At 69.4% G+C, this 15,778-nt stretch carries 16 protein-coding genes; 12 read left to right on the top strand and 4 right to left on the bottom strand.

The genetic code is table 11. The annotated features are described in order from the left end of the window. Positions 1 to 64: 64 nt before the first annotated feature. On the top strand, positions 65 to 1,033 hold the full coding sequence (locus AAFO60_RS07465) for an NAD(P)H-quinone oxidoreductase (protein WP_347955532.1): 969 nt from the start codon (positions 65 to 67) through the stop codon (positions 1,031 to 1,033). A gap of 32 nt (positions 1,034 to 1,065) precedes the next feature. Here the strand turns inward: AAFO60_RS07465 and AAFO60_RS07470 are convergent, their stop codons facing one another. Beyond that, positions 1,066 to 1,569, bottom strand: coding sequence for a MarR family winged helix-turn-helix transcriptional regulator (locus tag AAFO60_RS07470; RefSeq protein ID WP_347955533.1), 504 nt, complete (start codon positions 1,567 to 1,569; stop codon positions 1,066 to 1,068). Between the two features lie 121 nt (positions 1,570 to 1,690). Then, positions 1,691 to 2,887 carry an aminotransferase class V-fold PLP-dependent enzyme gene (locus AAFO60_RS07475; protein WP_347955534.1) on the bottom strand — a complete coding sequence of 399 codons (1,197 nt, stop codon included), beginning with the start codon at positions 2,885 to 2,887 and terminating at the stop codon, positions 1,691 to 1,693. A gap of 32 nt (positions 2,888 to 2,919) precedes the next feature. Here AAFO60_RS07475 and AAFO60_RS07480 point away from each other — a divergent pair, with 32 nt between their 5' ends. From AAFO60_RS07480 to AAFO60_RS07505, 6 genes are all read left to right on the top strand, one after another. After that, positions 2,920 to 3,483, top strand: a complete 564-nt coding sequence (locus AAFO60_RS07480) for a bacterial proteasome activator family protein (protein ID WP_424310611.1) — start codon at positions 2,920 to 2,922, stop codon at positions 3,481 to 3,483. Positions 3,484 to 3,505: 22 nt separating this feature from the next. Then, positions 3,506 to 4,369 carry a galactan export ABC transporter permease subunit Wzm/RfbD gene (wzm, locus tag AAFO60_RS07485; protein WP_347955536.1) on the top strand — a complete coding sequence of 288 codons (864 nt, stop codon included), beginning with the start codon at positions 3,506 to 3,508 and terminating at the stop codon, positions 4,367 to 4,369. A gap of 14 nt (positions 4,370 to 4,383) precedes the next feature. Beyond that, complete coding sequence (wzt, locus tag AAFO60_RS07490) at positions 4,384 to 5,211, top strand: galactan export ABC transporter ATP-binding subunit Wzt/RfbE (protein ID WP_347955537.1); 828 nt, start codon at positions 4,384 to 4,386, stop codon at positions 5,209 to 5,211. Beyond that, positions 5,208 to 6,131: a galactofuranosyltransferase GlfT1 gene (gene glfT1, locus AAFO60_RS07495; RefSeq protein WP_347955538.1), complete on the top strand. Its 924-nt coding sequence runs from the start codon at positions 5,208 to 5,210 to the stop codon at positions 6,129 to 6,131. Before wzt ends, glfT1 begins: the two co-directional genes overlap by 4 nt. A 63-nt stretch (positions 6,132 to 6,194) precedes the next feature. Further along, entirely contained in the window at positions 6,195 to 7,073 is an 879-nt protein-coding gene (locus AAFO60_RS07500; RefSeq protein ID WP_347955539.1) for a TIGR03619 family F420-dependent LLM class oxidoreductase, read from the top strand. 63 nt (positions 7,074 to 7,136) lie between these two features. Continuing rightward, complete coding sequence (locus tag AAFO60_RS07505; protein WP_347955540.1) at positions 7,137 to 8,159, top strand: fused (3R)-hydroxyacyl-ACP dehydratase subunits HadA/HadB; 1,023 nt, start codon at positions 7,137 to 7,139, stop codon at positions 8,157 to 8,159. A gap of 69 nt (positions 8,160 to 8,228) precedes the next feature. Here the strand turns inward: AAFO60_RS07505 and AAFO60_RS07510 are convergent, their stop codons facing one another. Next, positions 8,229 to 8,750 carry a GtrA family protein gene (locus tag AAFO60_RS07510; RefSeq protein ID WP_347955541.1) on the bottom strand — a complete coding sequence of 174 codons (522 nt, stop codon included), beginning with the start codon at positions 8,748 to 8,750 and terminating at the stop codon, positions 8,229 to 8,231. 116 nt (positions 8,751 to 8,866) lie between these two features. Between AAFO60_RS07510 and AAFO60_RS07515 the strand changes: the two genes are divergently transcribed. Further along, positions 8,867 to 10,087, top strand: coding sequence for an alpha/beta hydrolase family protein (locus AAFO60_RS07515; RefSeq protein ID WP_347955542.1), 1,221 nt, complete (start codon positions 8,867 to 8,869; stop codon positions 10,085 to 10,087). A gap of 99 nt (positions 10,088 to 10,186) precedes the next feature. Here AAFO60_RS07515 and AAFO60_RS07520 read toward each other — a convergent pair whose 3' ends face one another. Further along, positions 10,187 to 10,618 (bottom strand): universal stress protein, encoded by a 432-nt coding sequence (locus AAFO60_RS07520; protein ID WP_347955543.1) that lies wholly within the window; start codon positions 10,616 to 10,618, stop codon positions 10,187 to 10,189. Positions 10,619 to 10,781: 163 nt separating this feature from the next. Here AAFO60_RS07520 and AAFO60_RS07525 point away from each other — a divergent pair, with 163 nt between their 5' ends. From AAFO60_RS07525 to AAFO60_RS07540, 4 genes are read left to right on the top strand one after another with little or no spacing between them, the layout of a single operon-like run. Next, on the top strand, positions 10,782 to 12,200 hold the full coding sequence (locus AAFO60_RS07525; protein ID WP_347955544.1) for an FAD-binding oxidoreductase: 1,419 nt from the start codon (positions 10,782 to 10,784) through the stop codon (positions 12,198 to 12,200). 49 nt (positions 12,201 to 12,249) lie between these two features. Further along, on the top strand, positions 12,250 to 13,011 hold the full coding sequence (locus AAFO60_RS07530; RefSeq protein ID WP_347955545.1) for a decaprenylphospho-beta-D-erythro-pentofuranosid-2-ulose 2-reductase: 762 nt from the start codon (positions 12,250 to 12,252) through the stop codon (positions 13,009 to 13,011). A gap of 6 nt (positions 13,012 to 13,017) precedes the next feature. Beyond that, a complete protein-coding gene (locus AAFO60_RS07535) occupies positions 13,018 to 14,973 on the top strand; it encodes an arabinofuranosyltransferase (protein ID WP_347955546.1) in 1,956 nt (651 codons plus the stop codon). A 4-nt stretch (positions 14,974 to 14,977) separates the two neighbouring features. Further along, a complete protein-coding gene (locus AAFO60_RS07540; RefSeq protein WP_347955547.1) occupies positions 14,978 to 15,721 on the top strand; it encodes an MBL fold metallo-hydrolase in 744 nt (247 codons plus the stop codon). Positions 15,722 to 15,778 lie beyond the last annotated feature (57 nt).

Below are 15,778 nucleotides of genomic sequence, written 5' to 3' on the forward strand. Positions count from 1 at the left end.
GCATCCGGTGGATCCCCCCACGCCCGCGCCCCGGCGCCTCCGGAATCCTGGAAGACTGGACGACATGCGCGCCATTGTGGGATCCGAGCCGATCGTCGTCAGCGATGTCCCCCAGCCCGAGCCCGGCGCGGGCGAGGTCGTCATCGACGTGGTCGCCGCCGGCGTCAACCGTGCCGACCTGCTGCAGCGGGCCGGGCACTATCCGCCGCCACCCGGCGCGTCGGACGTCCTCGGCCTGGAGGTGTCGGGGCGGATCAGCGCACTGGGCGCGGGCGTCACCGGGTGGAGCATCGGCGAGGAGGTCTGCGCGCTGCTGGCCGGCGGCGGTTACGCCGAACGGGTCGCGGTGCCGTCGGTGCAGGTGATGCCGGTGCCGCGCGGGGTGGATCTGGTGTCGGCCGCCGCCCTGCCGGAGGTGGCGTGCACGGTGATGTCGAACGTCGTGATGACCGGGCGCCTGGCACCGGGCGAACTGCTGCTGGTGCACGGCGGGAGCAGCGGAATCGGCACGCATGCCATCCAACTCGCGCACGCGCTCGGTGCGCGGGTCGCCACCACCGCCCGAACCGAGGACAAGCTCGCCCGGGCCCGCGACCTCGGCGCCGACATCTTGATCAACTACGCGACCGACGACTTCGCCGAACGGCTCGCGGCCGAGGGCGGAGCCGACGTCATCCTCGACATCATCGGCGCCAAGTACTTGGACCGGAACATCGCGGCGCTGGCCACCAATGGCCGCCTGGTGATCATCGGCATGCAGGGCGGGGCGAAGGCCGAACTGAACATCGGCGCACTGATGGCCAAACGTGCCTCGGTGACCGGGACGACGCTGCGGTCGCGGCCCAGCACCGGCGGCCCCGATTCGAAGGCCGCGGTGGTGACCGAGACCGTCGCGCGGACCTGGCCGCTGATCGCCTCGGGCGACGTCAGCCCGGTGGTCGACTCGGTCTTCCCCCTCGCCGAGGCCGACGCCGCGCACGCCCGACTGAATTCGGGGGACGCGGTCGGCAAGGTGCTCCTGACCCTCGACTGACCGACAGCCCGACCGCCGCACCGACAGCCGCGTCAGGCCTCGTCGGCGGCGATGCGGGCCCCGATGTCGCCGAACATGGTGCACAACTGCTCGAACTGCTCGGCGGTGAGACGATCGATGATCAGACTGCGAACCGCTCGATCCCGGGCCTGAAGAATCGGCGCCACCGCGGCCAGGCCGTCCTCGGTGATCTGCACCCACTTCTGGCGCTGATCGAAGCCATCGCCCTCGACCCGGATCACATATCCGTCGCGCAGGAAGCGCGTGACCTGTCGGGAGACGGTGCTCAGTCCGATCTGGGTGGCCTCGGCGAGATCACTGATCCGCAGCTGCGGAACCGCGGCCAGCACCTCGAGCAGCCGCCAGTCCGCAGACGAGAGCGCCGAGGACCGATCGATCTCGCGGAAGAACGCTCGATACAGCACCCAACCGCCGCCGACGAACTGCCGCCACAGCTCCTGCTGTTCCGGCGTCAGAGCCGCCCCGTCACCGTCGCGCTCGGAACCGCCCTCGCGCTCTCGCTCCACCGCTGCCACGCTCCCCCTCACCGAGTCGAGAATCCACGCTCGGAAACTGCAGAATTCCCCTGACCCTACCGAGGAGTACTTGCATCGGAAACTCAGTGTCCACCGAATGGGCGACCGGCACCGCTCGAGGTCAGCCGAACGAACCGAGCACGCGGACCAGCTGGTCCACCTCGTACGGCGTCGAATACGGCGCCAGCCCGACCGTCACGGCGCCACCGATGTCGTCGACGCCGATCGCGGCGAGGGCCCGGCTCGGCAAGCCGCTGATCGCGGCGATCCCGTTGTCGCTCAATCGAACGCAGACCTCCGATGCGGCCACACCGTCGACCACGAAGCTGACCACCGGCACCCGGTGCGCCTCGGGGCCGACGATCCTGATGTTCGACAGATGCGACAGCGAGTTGACCAGATAGAACAGCAGTCGGTGCACATATTCGTAGGTGGCGTCCATCGAGACGACGAGCCGCTCGCGCCGCGACCCGCCGGCCGCGGCGTCGAGCCCCGCGAGATACTCCACCGACGCCGCCAGCCCCGCCAGGAGCGCGCCCGGCATCGGCTCGGACTCCAACCGCGCCGCGCCGACCGCCTTCGGGTCCAGCGCGACCCGCGTCAGCGAGTCGAACCGCCGGGGCTCGGCGAAGACGAGGGCCGCCATGGGCGGTCCGCCCCACCGCTCGGCGCTCACCAGAACCGCGTCGGCGCCGAGTTCGCCGATCGACAGCGGGACGTAGGGCGCCGCGGTGGACGCGTCCACCAGCAGGTGGGCGCCGGCGGCGCGCGCATGCCCGGCGATGGGGCCGATGTCGGTGATGGCGCCGGTGACCGATGACGCCAGGGTCACCGCGACCAACGACGTCCGATCGTCGACGATGTCGGCGAACTGCCAGGCCGGCAGCGTCCCGTCCTCGACGTTGATCTCTGCCCACCGCACCTGCGTCCCGTGTCGGGCGGCCCCGGCGAGCGCCGGCACCAGCACCTCCTCGTCGTCGGACCGGGAGAGCACGATGTTGCAGCCCATCCAGGCGCGCAGGGGCAGCGCGTCGGCCAGCGCCGCCACCAGCGCCGCGCGCGAGGGCCCCAGCACGACGCCGGCGGGGTCGGCGCCGAGCAGATCGGCGACCGCTTCGCGCGCCCGCGCCGTGGTCTCGGCGGCGGCGCGCGCCTGCGGACTGCGGGTCCCGGCGCGCCCGGGGAGCGTACGGAAACCGGCCCCGATCGCGGCGGCCACCGAGTCGGGAATCTGCATGCCTGCCTGCGGATCGAGGTAGATCCAACCGTCCCCCAGGGTGGGGAACAGTCCCCGGACGGAGGCGATGTCGAACGGCATGCGCATTACGATACTGGCACCGAAAGGGCACAATGGTCCCCATGCACCCCGCTATGTTCGGCTCAGCGACACCGGGCGGCCCAGGCAGCCCGTCCGACTCCGACTACCCGCAGCCGGGCGACGGCACGGTCATCGTTCCGGGAGCGATCCCGGCGCCGGAGGGCGACGAGGACCACGCGAACGGCGTCGCGGGCATGGTGGAGCAGCCCGCCAAGGTGATGCGCATCGGCACCATGATCAAGCAGCTGCTCGAAGAGGTGCGGGCCGCGCCCCTCGACGACGCGAGCCGCAACCGCCTCGCCGACATCCATCGCACGTCGATCGCCGAGCTCGAGGACGGACTGGCGCCGGAACTGCGCGAGGAGCTCGACCGGCTGGCCCTGCCCTTCTCCGACGACGCGACCCCGTCGGACGCCGAACTCCGGATTGCCCAAGCCCAGCTGGTGGGGTGGCTCGAGGGCCTGTTCCACGGGATTCAGACGGCGCTGTTCGCGCAGCAGATGGCCGCTCGCAGCCAATTGGAGCAGATGCGCCAGGGCGTCCTGCCGCCCGGCGCGGCGTCGCACGACGGGCACAGCACGGGCCAATACCTCTGAGGCACTTGTATGCTGTGGCGTTGTGTCAGCCGTAGTCAGTGACGGCGGAATCCCGCCCGCACCTCCAGCCTCGGACTCGAAGACCTTCGCCCGCGGCTTCAAAGACCTCGCCGACGGGTTCGGCAATCGCGAGCTGTGGTTGCACCTCGGGTGGACCGACATCAAGCAGCGCTACAAGCGATCGGTGCTCGGGCCGCTGTGGATCACCATCGCCACCGGCGTCACCGCGGTCGCGATGGGAATCCTGTACGGCGCCCTGTTCCACCAGGACATCAAGTACTTCCTGCCGTACGTGACCCTCGGGTTCATCTTCTGGGGCTTCATCGAGACGACGATCCTCGACGGCTCGGTCGTGTTCTCGACCAACGAGGGCCTGATCAAGCAGTTGCCCGCACCGGTGAGCATTCACGTGTACCGGATCGTGTGGCGCAGCCTGATCATCTTCGCCCACAACGTGGTCATCTACCTGATCCTGCTGTTCGTCTTCCCGCAGCCGCTGAACTGGACGGCCCTGCTCGTCGTCCCGGCGATGGCTCTGTACATCCTCAACGCGGTGTGGGTGACGATCGTCTTCGGCATCCTGTCGACCCGCTTCCGCGACATCGGCCAGCTGCTCAGCACCATGATCCGGCTGGTCTTCTTCATGACGCCGATCATCTGGTCGGCCAAGTCGCTCGACGACGCCTCCGCGGGTCTGTCCGAACGCGCCAAGCTCGCGCAGCTGAACCCGATGTACCACTACCTGGAGATCGCGCGCGCACCATTACTCGGCCAGCCGGTGGCGCTGCACCACTGGATCATCGTCATCGCCTGCACACTGCTGGGCTGGATCGCCGCGATGCTCGTGATGCGCAACTTCCGCTCGCGCGTGCCGTACTGGGTCTGAGGGGAAACACAGACATGGCTAAATCAACCGACATCCGCGTCGACACGTGGGACGCCGGCGTCGACTTCCCGATCTTCGACGCGAAGACCCGCTCGCTGAAGAAGGCCGTGATCGGCGCGGCCGGCGGCGTCATCGGCGCCAACAACTCCAAGACCGTCGTCGTCGAAGCCCTGCGCGACATCAACCTGCACCTGGAGCACGGCGCCCGTGTGGGCCTGGTCGGGCACAACGGTGCAGGCAAGTCCACGCTGCTGCGACTGCTGTCGGGCATCTACGAGCCGACCCGCGGTTCCTGCCGGGTCCGGGGCCGGGTGGCGCCGGTCTTCGACCTCGGCGTCGGGATGGATCCGGAGATCTCCGGGTACGAGAACATCCTGATCCGCGGCATGTTCCTGGGCATGAGCCGCAAGGAGATGCTGAAGAAGACCGACGAGATCGCGGAGTTCTCCGAGCTGGGCGACTACCTGAACATGCCGCTGCGCACCTACTCCACCGGCATGCGGGTGCGCCTGGCGTTGGGCGTGGTGACCTCGATCGACCCGGAGATCCTGATCCTCGACGAGGGCATCGGCGCGGTGGACGCCGAGTTCATGAAGAAGGCCCGGGTCCGCCTGCAGGCGCTGGTGGAACGCTCCGGCATCCTCGTCTTCGCCAGCCACTCCAACGAGTTCCTGGCCCAGCTGTGCGACCGCGCGCTGTGGATCGACCACGGGCAGATCCGCATGGACGGCGGCATCGAGGAGGTCGTCCACGCCTACGAGGGTCCCGAGGCGGCCAAGAGCGTCCGCAAGGTCCTCGCCGGCCTGGAAGAGAACGCGACCGGCGTCGAGGACGCCTCGTGACCGCGACTACCGGCACGATCGTCGGCGTGGTCGTCACCCATCGCCGGCGCGACCTGCTCGCCGAGTCGCTCAAGGTGCTGTCGGCGCAGGACCGACCGCTCGATCATCTGATCGTGGTCGACAACGCCGCCGAACCCGAGGTCGGCGAGCTGGTCGCGAGCCAACCGATCCCCACCACCTATCTGCCCTCCCGGCACAATCTGGGCGGGGCGGGCGGTTTCGCACTCGGCATGCTGCACGCCTTGGCCCTGGGCGCGGACTGGGTCTGGTGCGCCGACGACGACGGTCGGCCGGAGGGGCCGCGGGTGCTCTCGACGCTGCTCGACTGCGCCGACCGGCACCGGTTGGGCCAGGTCTCCCCGGTGGTGGTGAACATCGACGACCCCGACGCGCTGGCCTTCCCGCTGCGCCGCGGCCTGGTGTGGCGGCGGAAGCGGTCGGAGCTGTTCGCCGACGGTGAGACCGCGGGCCCCGACGACGACCTGCTGCCCGGCATCGCATCGCTGATGAACGGCGCGCTGTTCTCGGCCGACACCCTCGACGCGGTCGGCGTGCCCGACCTGCGGCTGTTCTTCCGCGGCGACGAGGTGGAGATGCATCGCCGGCTGGCCCGATCGGGCATCGCCTTCGGCACCTGCCTCACCACGGCGTACCTGCATCCGGACGGCAGCGACGAGTTCCGTCCCATTCTGGGCGGCCGCATGCACACGCAGTACCCGGACAACGAGGTGAAGCGCTTCTTCACCTACCGCAATCGCGGCTACCTGATGAGCCAACCCGGGATGCGCAAGCTGCTGCCCCAGGAGTACGCCCGATTCGGCTGGTACTTCCTGGTGCAGCAGCGCGACGTCGCCGGATTCCGGGAGTGGATGCGGCTGCGGGGGCTGGGTCGCGACGAACGGTTCACCCGGCCGGACTGAGAACGTCCCACCCAGTAGGCCGTCCCGCCCCATCGACCTAGAACGTGTTCTAATCTGGGGCGCATGCGTTTCACGTTCGCCGAGGCGATGACCGACTACACCTACTACGCGCCGCTGGCCAAGGCCGCCGAGGACGCCGGGTTCTCCGGCATCACGATCGCGGACTCCCTGGCCTACCCGGAGACGTCCGACTCGGTGTACCCGTACACCCCCGACGGCCGCCGCGAATTCCTGGAGGACAAGGACTTCATCGAGCCGTTCATCCAGGCCACGGCGATGGGCGCCGCGACGAGCACCATCCGCTTCCTGCCCTTCGTGTTGAAGCTGCCGGTCCGACCGCCCGTGCTGGTCGCCAAGCAGGCGGCGTCGGTGGCGTGCCTGACCGGCAACCGGCTGTCACTGGGCGTCGGCACCAGCCCGTGGCGCGAGGACTACGAGGTGATGGGCGTCGACTACGCGCGCCGCGGCAAGCGGATGGACGAGTGCATGGACATCATCCGCGGCCTCACCGCAGGCGGCTACTTCGAGTTCCACGGCGAGTTCTACGACATCCCCAAGGTCAAGATGAGCCCGGTGCCGTCCGAGCCCATCCCGCTGCTGGTGGGCGGCCACGCCGACATCGCCCTCAAACGCGCCGTCCGCCGCGGCGACGGCTGGATGCACGGCGGCGGTCCCGGCGAGGAGCTCGACGCCCTGCTCGACAAGCTGACCGCGATCCGCAAGGCCGAGGGCAAGGAGAACGATCCGTTCGAGATCCACGTGATCTCACTGGACGCCTACACCGTCGACGGCTGCAAGCGGCTCGAGGACAAGGGCGTCACCGACGTCATCGTCGGCTTCCGCGTGCCGTACATCCTCGGCGACGACACCGAGCCGCTGGAGACCAAGATCGCCAACATCAACCGATTCGGCGAGTCCGTCATCGCCAAGGTCAACCGATGAAGACCTTCGCGCGCGGATGACGCCCATTTTTCGGCTTCACCGCATGTCAGGTACGTTTACTGAATGACCAGCGGTGAACTGACGCGTGCTGAGGCCATCGATCAGGCGATCGGAAAGGTCTACACGACAGCCGATTATTACGAGGTGGGTCGCGAGAAGATTCGCGAGTTCGCCCGCGCCCTGCACGACGACAACCCGCTGCACTGGGATGACGCGCAGGCGCAGGCGGCCGGGCATGCGACGCTCGTCGCGCCGCTGACGGTCGTCGCGATCATGGGCGCGAAGGCGCAGGCCCAGCTGCTCGCGAAGGCCGTCCCCGGCGACCTGCTCAAGTCGGGCGTGCTGCAGGTCGATCAGCGGTTCGCCTTCCACCGCCCGATCGAGGCCGGCGACCGCCTGTACTGCGACGTCTCGCTCGAGGCCTACCGCTGCGTGGCGGGCGCGGACCTGTTCACGGTCAAGACCCTGGTGCGCGACGTCGCCAAGGGCGTCCTGCAGGAGTCGTGGACGTCGCTGGCCGGACCCGGCGAAGACGCCGACCGGCTGCCCGACGATTTCGAGGACATCGTCAACGGGGTCATGTTCAGCGGCGGCGATTCGCATGTGCAGCCGCTGTCCCCCACCGAACCCGAGCAGATTCCCGGCGACTCCGACGTGCGGTGGTCGACCATCGACTTCGACTCGCTCACCGAGGGGATGGACCTGCCGTCGCGGTCGCAGCAGTTCACCCGCGGCGACGTCATCAACTACATCGGCGTCTCCGGCGACCCGAACCCGATCCACCACAGTGCGCGCGTGGCCGAGGCCGCCGGGCTCGACACCGTCGTCGCGCAGGCGATGCTGACCCTCGGCACCGCCGCCGGTTACCTGACCTCGATCATCGGCGACCCGGCAGCGTTCCGTGACATGAGCGCCCGCTTCACCAGCCCGGTGTACGTGCCGGCGCACGAGCCGGCGGTCGTCGAATACACCGCCAAGATCAAGTCGCTCGATCCCGAGACCCGGCGCGGCCTGATCGTCTTCGGCGCCACCCTCAACGGCAAGCGCGTCTTCGGCCGCTGCACGGCGACGGTCCAGTTCGCTTAGCTCGGACGGCTCACTGCCGTCACTGGTGAAACCGCGCCGCGGTCGCCGGCGGCGGCAGTCAGCGTCCGACTACCGGATCTTGAAGATCACCGCGCGCTGGACGACGAAGTTGATCACCGTCGCGACGCCCTGGGCGATGCAGAAGGCCAGCGCGACGTAACCGAACGCGGTTCCCCACTCGTGCATCAGCCAGTTGTACAGGCCGACGTTGACGAAGAAGGTCACCGCGTACAGCGCGACGACCGCCAGGAAGCGCGCCTTCGACGGCTCGGCCCGGAAGGTCCAGCGCCGGTTGATCAGGTACGCGATGGTGGTGCCGAGGATGAAGCCCGCGGCCTTCGCGAGCCAGAAGGGCGCCCCGACCACCGTCTGCAGCAGCAGGGTGAGCCCGAAGTCGAAGACGGCCGAGAGGGCGCCGGTCGCGATGAAGCGGACGATCTGCGTCTTGACGTCGACGCTGGTCGAGCCCTCGTCGTCGTCGAGCGGCAGTTCGATCGGCAGCGGCGCATGACGGGTCTTGAAGTCGTCGTGCGACGGGTGGGTCACCGGGAACGAGCCGCGCACTTCTTCGTCGGAACTGGGATCTGGCACCCCGTCAGCCTAACCGCTGGCCGCTGAGCGACCGCTGCCGAAGACTGAGAACATCGTGTGCCCAATTCCCCGGCCGACTGTCGGACTGTGGCCCGTTTGGCCTAACGTCGACGGTTATGACCAGCATCTCCCTCCTGAACGTCAAGCGCTCGCTGATGGCGGTCGTCGTCGCGGCGACCACCGCGGCCGGGTTGGTCGTCGGCGCGCCGACCGTCCACGCCGACGAACCCGCCACCCCCGCGCCGGTGTGGTCGGGCCTGGACGCCCGCGACTACGGCGGCCCCATCGGCGCGCCGGGCACCCTGCTGGCGAAGACCTCGCTGGCGCCCTCGCTCAGCCTGCCGTCGGCGGGCAGCGCCTACCGCATCCTCTACGCGACCACCGACGTCCACGACCGTCCGGCGGTCAGCACCGCCGCGGTCTTCCTGCCGAAGACGCCGGCGCCGAAGGGCGGCTACAAGGTCGTCGCCTGGGCGCACGGGACCACCGGACTGGGCGACGACTGCACGCCGTCGGCGCTCCCGCGCAGCGACCGCGACGCGCAGTACCTGGATCACTGGCTCGACCAGGGGTACGCGATCGTCGCCACCGACTACGCCGGGCTCGGCACACCGGGGCTGATGAACTATCTGAGCGGCAAGGTGCAGTCGCACTCGATCGTCGACTCGGTGAAGGCGGCCTCGCACATGGGCCTGCCCCTGTCGAAGACGTGGGCGATCGTCGGACAGTCGCAGGGCGCCAGCGCCGCACTGAGCGGCGCGCGCTGGGCCACTGCCTACTCGAAGGGCAGCGGCCTGGACTACCGCGGCGTGGTCGCCACCGGCACCCCGGCCAACATCGAGCACATCGTGTGGCAGGCCGGACCGAACTTCCCGCCGGTCGCCCTGCCGACCGGGCTCAACGTGTACGCCTCGTACATCTGGGCGGGCTTCGCCGACGCGCGGCCCGACTTGAAGCCGATGTCGATCCTGACCGCCGAGGGCAGGCGGATCGTCGCGCAGGCGCGCGTCAAGTGCTACGCGGAGATGCGAACCGTGGTCCAGGGCGCCAAGATCAGCGACTGGTTCGCCAAGCCGGTGACCTCGATCCCGGGCGTGCAGGCCGCGCTGGTCCAGTACATGAGCACCCCGTACCAGGGCTACGACCGACCGATCTTCCTGGGCCAGGGGCTCAAGGACATGGACGTGCCCGCGCCGTCGGCGCTGTCGCTGTACGCGCAGATGAAGGCCGCCGGGCAGCCGGTGGAACTGCACGTGTACCCCACCGAGGACCACTCGGGGACGGTGCTCGCGTCGATGAAGGACTCCACGCCCTTCCTCGCGCGCATCATGCGCTGACCATCGGCCGCCTCAGCGGCAGACAGTCCGAGGGCCCGCGAGCGAGACGCTCGCGGGCCCTCGGCCCTGTCTGGACCCGGTCGCGCGTCGGTGAGGCGATCAGTCGGCCGCCGGTGCCGGCGCGAGGTCCGGTTCGAGTCGGCGGTGCTCGTCGGTCGGCTTCACCACCAGCACCGGCTTGCGGCATTCGATCAGCAGGTACTGCGAGGTGCTGCCGAGCAGCAGCTTGCCGACCTGGGTGCGGCGCCGCATCCCGATGATCAGCAGTTCGGCGGCCGGATCGTCCATCGCCGTCAGCAATTCCTCGGCGGGCGTCACACCGATCGGCTGCCAGATGCGAAACCTGACTCCGGCCTCGGTCAGGCGCCGCTCGGCGTCGAGCATCTCGTCGGCGTCGGCGTACCGCTGCCCGCGCGTCTCGGAGATCGCGTTGATGACCAGCAGGTCGGTCTCCCGCAACTCGGCCTCGACGATGCCCTGTTCCAGGCACGCCCTACCGAACGATCCGCTCGAGTATCCGACGACGATCACGACCCGCTCCTCTCCCCGATCTCCCCGCCATGAAATGTAGTCGACCCTCATCCGATCGACCCACTGTGCGACGCGCGGCACTGCCCGGTCGGCACGGTGCGGACAGACACAGCGCGATCGTCAGGCTCCGGAACCAGGTGACCGCCGAGTAGTCTCTACACCGATGACGAACAACGCCGTACTCCCGATCGAGACCCGCAAGCTCATGGGCTGGGGCCGGACCATGCCGATCGAAGGCCACGTCCTGTCGACCCCGTACCCGGAGCTGATCGCCGAAGCGGTGGCCCGCGTGGCCGACGACAACGCCGACAAGCCCAGCTACCTGCGCCGCGGAGTCATCGCGCGCGGACTGGGCCGCTCGTACGGCGAGAACGCGCAGAACTCCGGCGGCCTCACCGTCGACATGACCCCGCTGACGCGCATCCACGAGATCGACGACGAGACCGGCACCATCGACCTGGACGCCGGCGTCGACCTCGACACCCTGATGCGCATCGCGCTGCCGCACGGCCTGTGGGTCCCGGTGCTGCCGGGCACCCGCCAGGTGACCGTCGGCGGCGCCATCGGCTGCGACATCCACGGCAAGAACCATCACAGTGCGGGCAGCTTCGGCAACCACGTCGTCGAGATCCAACTGCTCGTCGCCTCCGGCGAGATCCTGATCCTGACCCCGGAGGGCAGCTCCGACGACCCCGACGCCTCGATCTTCTGGGCGACCGTCGGCGGCATCGGCCTGACCGGCATCATTCTGCGCGCCAAGATCCAGATGACGCGGACCGAGACCGCCTACTTCATCGCCGACGGCGCCGTCACCCGCAGCCTCGACGAGACGATCGCGCTGCACATGGACGGCTCGGAGGAGAACTACACCTACTCCTCGGGCTGGTTCGACGCCATCAGCAAGCCGCCGCGCCTGGGCCGCGGCACCTTCTCGCGCGGCAGCCTCGCCACCCTCGACCAGCTGCCCGACAAGCTGGCGAAGGACCCGCTGAAGTTCGACGCCCCCACCCTGGTCAACTTCCCGGACATCTTCCCGAACGGCCTGGCCAACAAGCTGAACTTCTCGATGGTCGGCGAGGCCTATTACCGGATGGGCGGGAACTACACCGGCAAGATCCAGAATCTGACGCAGTTCTATCACCCGCTCGACCTGTTCGGGAACTGGAACCGCGCCTACGGCTCGAAGGGCTTCCTGCAGTACCAGTTCATCGTGCCGCCGGAGGCCGTCGAGGACTTCAAGGGCATCATCTACGACATCCAGGCATCCGGCCACGTCAGCTTCCTGAACGTCTTCAAACTGTTCGGCGAGGGCAATCAGGCGCCGCTGAGCTTCCCGATGCCGGGCTGGAACATCTGCGTCGACTTCCCGATCAAGCGTGGCCTGCACGAGTTCGTCCGCGAGCTCGACCAGCGGGTCATGTCGATCGGCGGGCGGCTGTACACCGCGAAGGACTCGCGGACCAGCGCCGAGACCTTCCACACCATGTACCCGCGGATCGACGAGTGGATCGCCGTCCGCCGCCGGGTCGACCCGAACCAGGTCTTCATGTCCGACATGGGCCGCCGCCTCGAGCTCGTCTAGCCCGAGCCCCGGCCTCGACTTCAAGCCTCACGACGAAAGAGACTCACCCATGTTCAACGCCGTCGGCGTTCCGCAGTCCATCCTGATCCTCGGCGGCAGCTCTGAGATCGGCCTGGCCATCGCCTCGGAGTACCTCACCAAGGGCGCCATGCGCGTGGTGCTCGCCACCGTCCCGAACGATCCGGCCGCCGCGGCCGCCGTCGCACAGATGGAGGCGGCCGGCGCGTCGTCGGTCGAGCAGATCGACTTCGACGCGCTCGCCACCGACACCCACCGCGCGGTGATCGACCAGGCCTTCGCCGCCGGCGACATCGACGTGGCGATCGTCGCCTTCGGCATCCAGGGCGACGACGAGCAGGCCTGGCAGGACCAGAAGCTCGCCGTCCTGGAGGCAAACATCAACTACACCGCCGCCGTCTCGGTGGGTGTGCTGCTGGGCGAGAGGATGCGCGCGCAGGGCCACGGCCAGATCATCGCGATGAGTTCGGTCGCCGGTGAGCGCGTGCGCCGCTCCAACTTCGTCTACGGCTCCACCAAGGCCGGTCTCGACGGCTTCTACCTGGGCCTGGGCGACGCCCTGCGCCCCGAAGGCGTCCGCGTGCTGGTGATCCGCCCCGGGCAGGTCCGCACCCGCCTGTCGGCGCACGTCGCCGAGGCACCGCTGACGGTGAACAAGGAGGACGTGGCGCGGATGGCCGTCGCCGCCGTCGCCAAGGGCAAGGAGATCGTCTGGGTCCCGGGCCCGTTCCGCTACATCATGATGGTGCTGCGCCACATCCCGCGGCCGGTGTTCCGCAAGCTCCCCATCTGATCCACGTTGCAAGCCTCCGCAGCCGCGCCGCGCCGCCTGTCCGGCCGTACCCGCGACGTCGTCGAACTCGGCGGCGCGGTGGTCGGTGCGGCGGTCCTCGCCTTCGTCGGACTCGCGATCATCGGGGCGGTCGGCTGGCCGGCGTTCAACACCTCCAATGTGACGCGGGCCCTGACCACGCTCGGCCAGACCGGCCTGGTGGTGGTCGCGGTGATCGCGGTGCTCTGGTCCCGCCATCGCCCGGCCCGCACCCTGCCGTCGCTGCTGTCGTCGCTGGTCTCGGCGGGGCTGGTCACGGTGACGCTCGGCATGCCCCTGGGCGCCACCAAGCTGTACCTGTTCGGGCTGTCGGTGGACCAGCAGTTCCGGACCGAGTACCTCACCCGTCTCACCTCGAGCCCGCACCTGGCCGACATGACCTACCCCGACCTGCCGCCGTACTATCCGGCGACCTGGTTCTGGTTGGGCGGCCGATACGCGAATGCACTGGGCCTGCCCGGCTGGGAGGCGTACAAGCCGTGGGCGATCATCTCGATCGCGGTCGCCGCCGCCCTCGGCGCGGCCCTGTGGAATCGGATGGTCGGCGTCACCGCGGGCACTGCGGCGTCGATCGCCGTCACGCTGGTGACCGTGCAGTACGCCGGGCCAGAGCCGTACTCGGCGACGCTGATCGCCGTCGGCGTCCCGATGCTCGTGGTGTGCGCGTATGCGCTGCGCGGCCGGTCGCGACTGGCCGACGGCCCCACCCCGCTGAACCGGACCAGTTGGCCCGCCGTCGTCGCCGGCGGCGTCTTCCTCGGCGTCTCGGCCACCGTCTACACCCTGTACACCGCCGTCTTCGCCGGCACCGCGGTGCTGATGGCGCTGGTCTATCTGGTGCAGGCGTGGTGGCTGCCGCGTAACGCCGCGGTCCCGGACGACGCCGTGTCCGCCGACCGACGGCCGCGGATGCTGGCCGTCGCGGTGCGGCTGGTCGTGATGGGCGCCGTGGCGGGCGCGCTCGCGCTGGTGGCGTGGGGTCCCTACCTGGCGAAGCGGCTGACCACCGACGCGGCGGTCAGCGGCAGCGCCGAACACTATCTCCCCGAGGCGGGGGCGCTGTTGGCGCTGCCGATGTTCCAGCTCAGCTTGATCGGGCTGGTGTGTCTCATCGGCTTCGGCTGGATCCTGGTGCGGCTGCGGCAGCGGACCGTCGCCATGTCGTTGGCGTGCGCGCTGGTCGTCGTCGTCGCACTCACCCTGCTGTCGCTGGCCTTGACCGCCACCGGCACCACCCTGCTCTCGTTCCGGCTCGAGGCGGTCTCCACCGCGGTGCTGGCGGCCGCGGGCGCCTTCGGCGTCATCGCCCTCGCGCGGGTGGCCGTCGACCGCTTCGGCGACATCCGGCTGCTGGTCGGCGTCGCCGCCGCGGCGGCCGCGCTGGCCGTCGCTCAGCACGTGCCCGCCGCGCTGTCGGCGGAGATCACCACCGCCTACACCGACACCGACGGTCGGGGCGTGCGTGCCGACCAGCACGCGCCCGGCGCCGAGTCGTACTATCCACAGATCCACCGGCTGATCGCCGAGCAGACCGGGCGCCCGGCCACCGACCATGTGGTCCTGACCGCCGACTTCGGCTTCCTCTCGCTGTACCCTTACTGGGGTTTCCAGGGCCTGACCTCGCACTATGCGAATCCGCTCGCCGAGTTCGACGAGCGCGCCGCCACCATCGCCCGCTGGGCGGAGGCGACGACGCCCGCGCAGATGAAGCAGAATCTGCAGGACTCGCCCTGGCGGGCCCCCGACGTCTTCCTGTTCCGCTACAGCCCCGACGGCTACACGCTGCGGCTCGCCGAGGACGTCTACCCGAACGACCCCAACGTGAAGCGGTACACCGTCACCTTCAATCCCGCGGCCTTCGACGATCCGGCGTTCACCGTGACCGAGGTCGGGCCGTTCGTCCTCGTTGTGAAGAAGGGATGAGCTGATGGCACGACTGGACATCACCACGATCGACCACGGTTCGGCCAGGACGCACCTGGTGCACACCGACTACGTCAACTGGGTGATCCTGCAGGACGACGACGGCGTCACCCTGATCGACGGCGGCTACCCGGGGCAGGCCGACGCGGTCGCCGAGTCGTTGCGCCGGGTGGTCAGCGACCTGTCGGAGGTGCAGGCGGCGCTGCTGACGCACGCGCACGTCGACCATCTGGGCGGGCTGGCCCGCATCGGCCGGACGCGCTCGTTTCCGATCTACGCCGACCCGGCGGAGGTCGCGCATGCACGCCGCGAGTATCTGGAGCAGGCCGACGCGTCGACCATCGCCCCGATCGCCCATCGTCCCCGGGTGATGCGGTGGCTGGCCGGGGTGGTCCGGCTCGGTGCCCTGGACAAGACCGGCATCGGCGACGCCCAACCGCTGGTCGATCCGTCGGTGCTGCCCGGCCGGCCGGTCGCGGTCCCGACCCCCGGCCACACCCGCGGGCACAGCGCCTTCCTCGTCGGCGACGGCGAGGCCCTGATCTCCGGCGACGCCCTGATCAGCGGGCATCCGACCGTCAAGCGTCGCGGCCCGCAGTGTCTGGGACACGTCTTCACCCACGACGAGGCCGCGAACGCCGAGTCGGTCGCGGCGCTGCGGGACCTGGACGCGGTGATCCTGATGCCCGGGCACGGCCCGATGCTCTGCGGGCGCCTGTCGACCTTCGTCGATCAAGCGCTCACCTGACTCAGTTCGCAAATCCTGCCCTCCAGGCAGTTCCGTGCCCTCCCCTGCCTTCCGAGT

The sequence above is a fragment of the Gordonia aichiensis genome (genome assembly GCF_039946255.1).
GTDB classification, from domain to species: Bacteria; Actinomycetota; Actinomycetes; order Mycobacteriales; family Mycobacteriaceae; genus Gordonia; species Gordonia aichiensis_A.

What these genes read in the sequence shown, in the direction of transcription:
- AAFO60_RS07500 (WP_347955539.1), top strand. Translation starts at nt 6,195, where the DNA reads ATGCGTTTCACGTTCGCCGAGGCGATGACCGACTACACCTACTACGCG.
- wzt (WP_347955537.1), top strand. Translation starts at nt 4,384, where the DNA reads ATGGCTAAATCAACCGACATCCGCGTCGACACGTGGGACGCCGGCGTC.
- AAFO60_RS07480 (WP_424310611.1), top strand. Translation starts at nt 2,920, where the DNA reads ATGGTCCCCATGCACCCCGCTATGTTCGGCTCAGCGACACCGGGCGGC.
- AAFO60_RS07505 (WP_347955540.1), top strand. Translation starts at nt 7,137, where the DNA reads ATGACCAGCGGTGAACTGACGCGTGCTGAGGCCATCGATCAGGCGATC.
- AAFO60_RS07465 (WP_347955532.1), top strand. Translation starts at nt 65, where the DNA reads ATGCGCGCCATTGTGGGATCCGAGCCGATCGTCGTCAGCGATGTCCCC.
- AAFO60_RS07525 (WP_347955544.1), top strand. Translation starts at nt 10,782, where the DNA reads ATGACGAACAACGCCGTACTCCCGATCGAGACCCGCAAGCTCATGGGC.
- AAFO60_RS07540 (WP_347955547.1), top strand. Translation starts at nt 14,978, where the DNA reads ATGGCACGACTGGACATCACCACGATCGACCACGGTTCGGCCAGGACG.
- AAFO60_RS07475 (WP_347955534.1), bottom strand. Translation starts at nt 2,887, where the DNA reads ATGCCGTTCGACATCGCCTCCGTCCGGGGACTGTTCCCCACCCTGGGG.
- AAFO60_RS07530 (WP_347955545.1), top strand. Translation starts at nt 12,250, where the DNA reads ATGTTCAACGCCGTCGGCGTTCCGCAGTCCATCCTGATCCTCGGCGGC.
- AAFO60_RS07515 (WP_347955542.1), top strand. Translation starts at nt 8,867, where the DNA reads ATGACCAGCATCTCCCTCCTGAACGTCAAGCGCTCGCTGATGGCGGTC.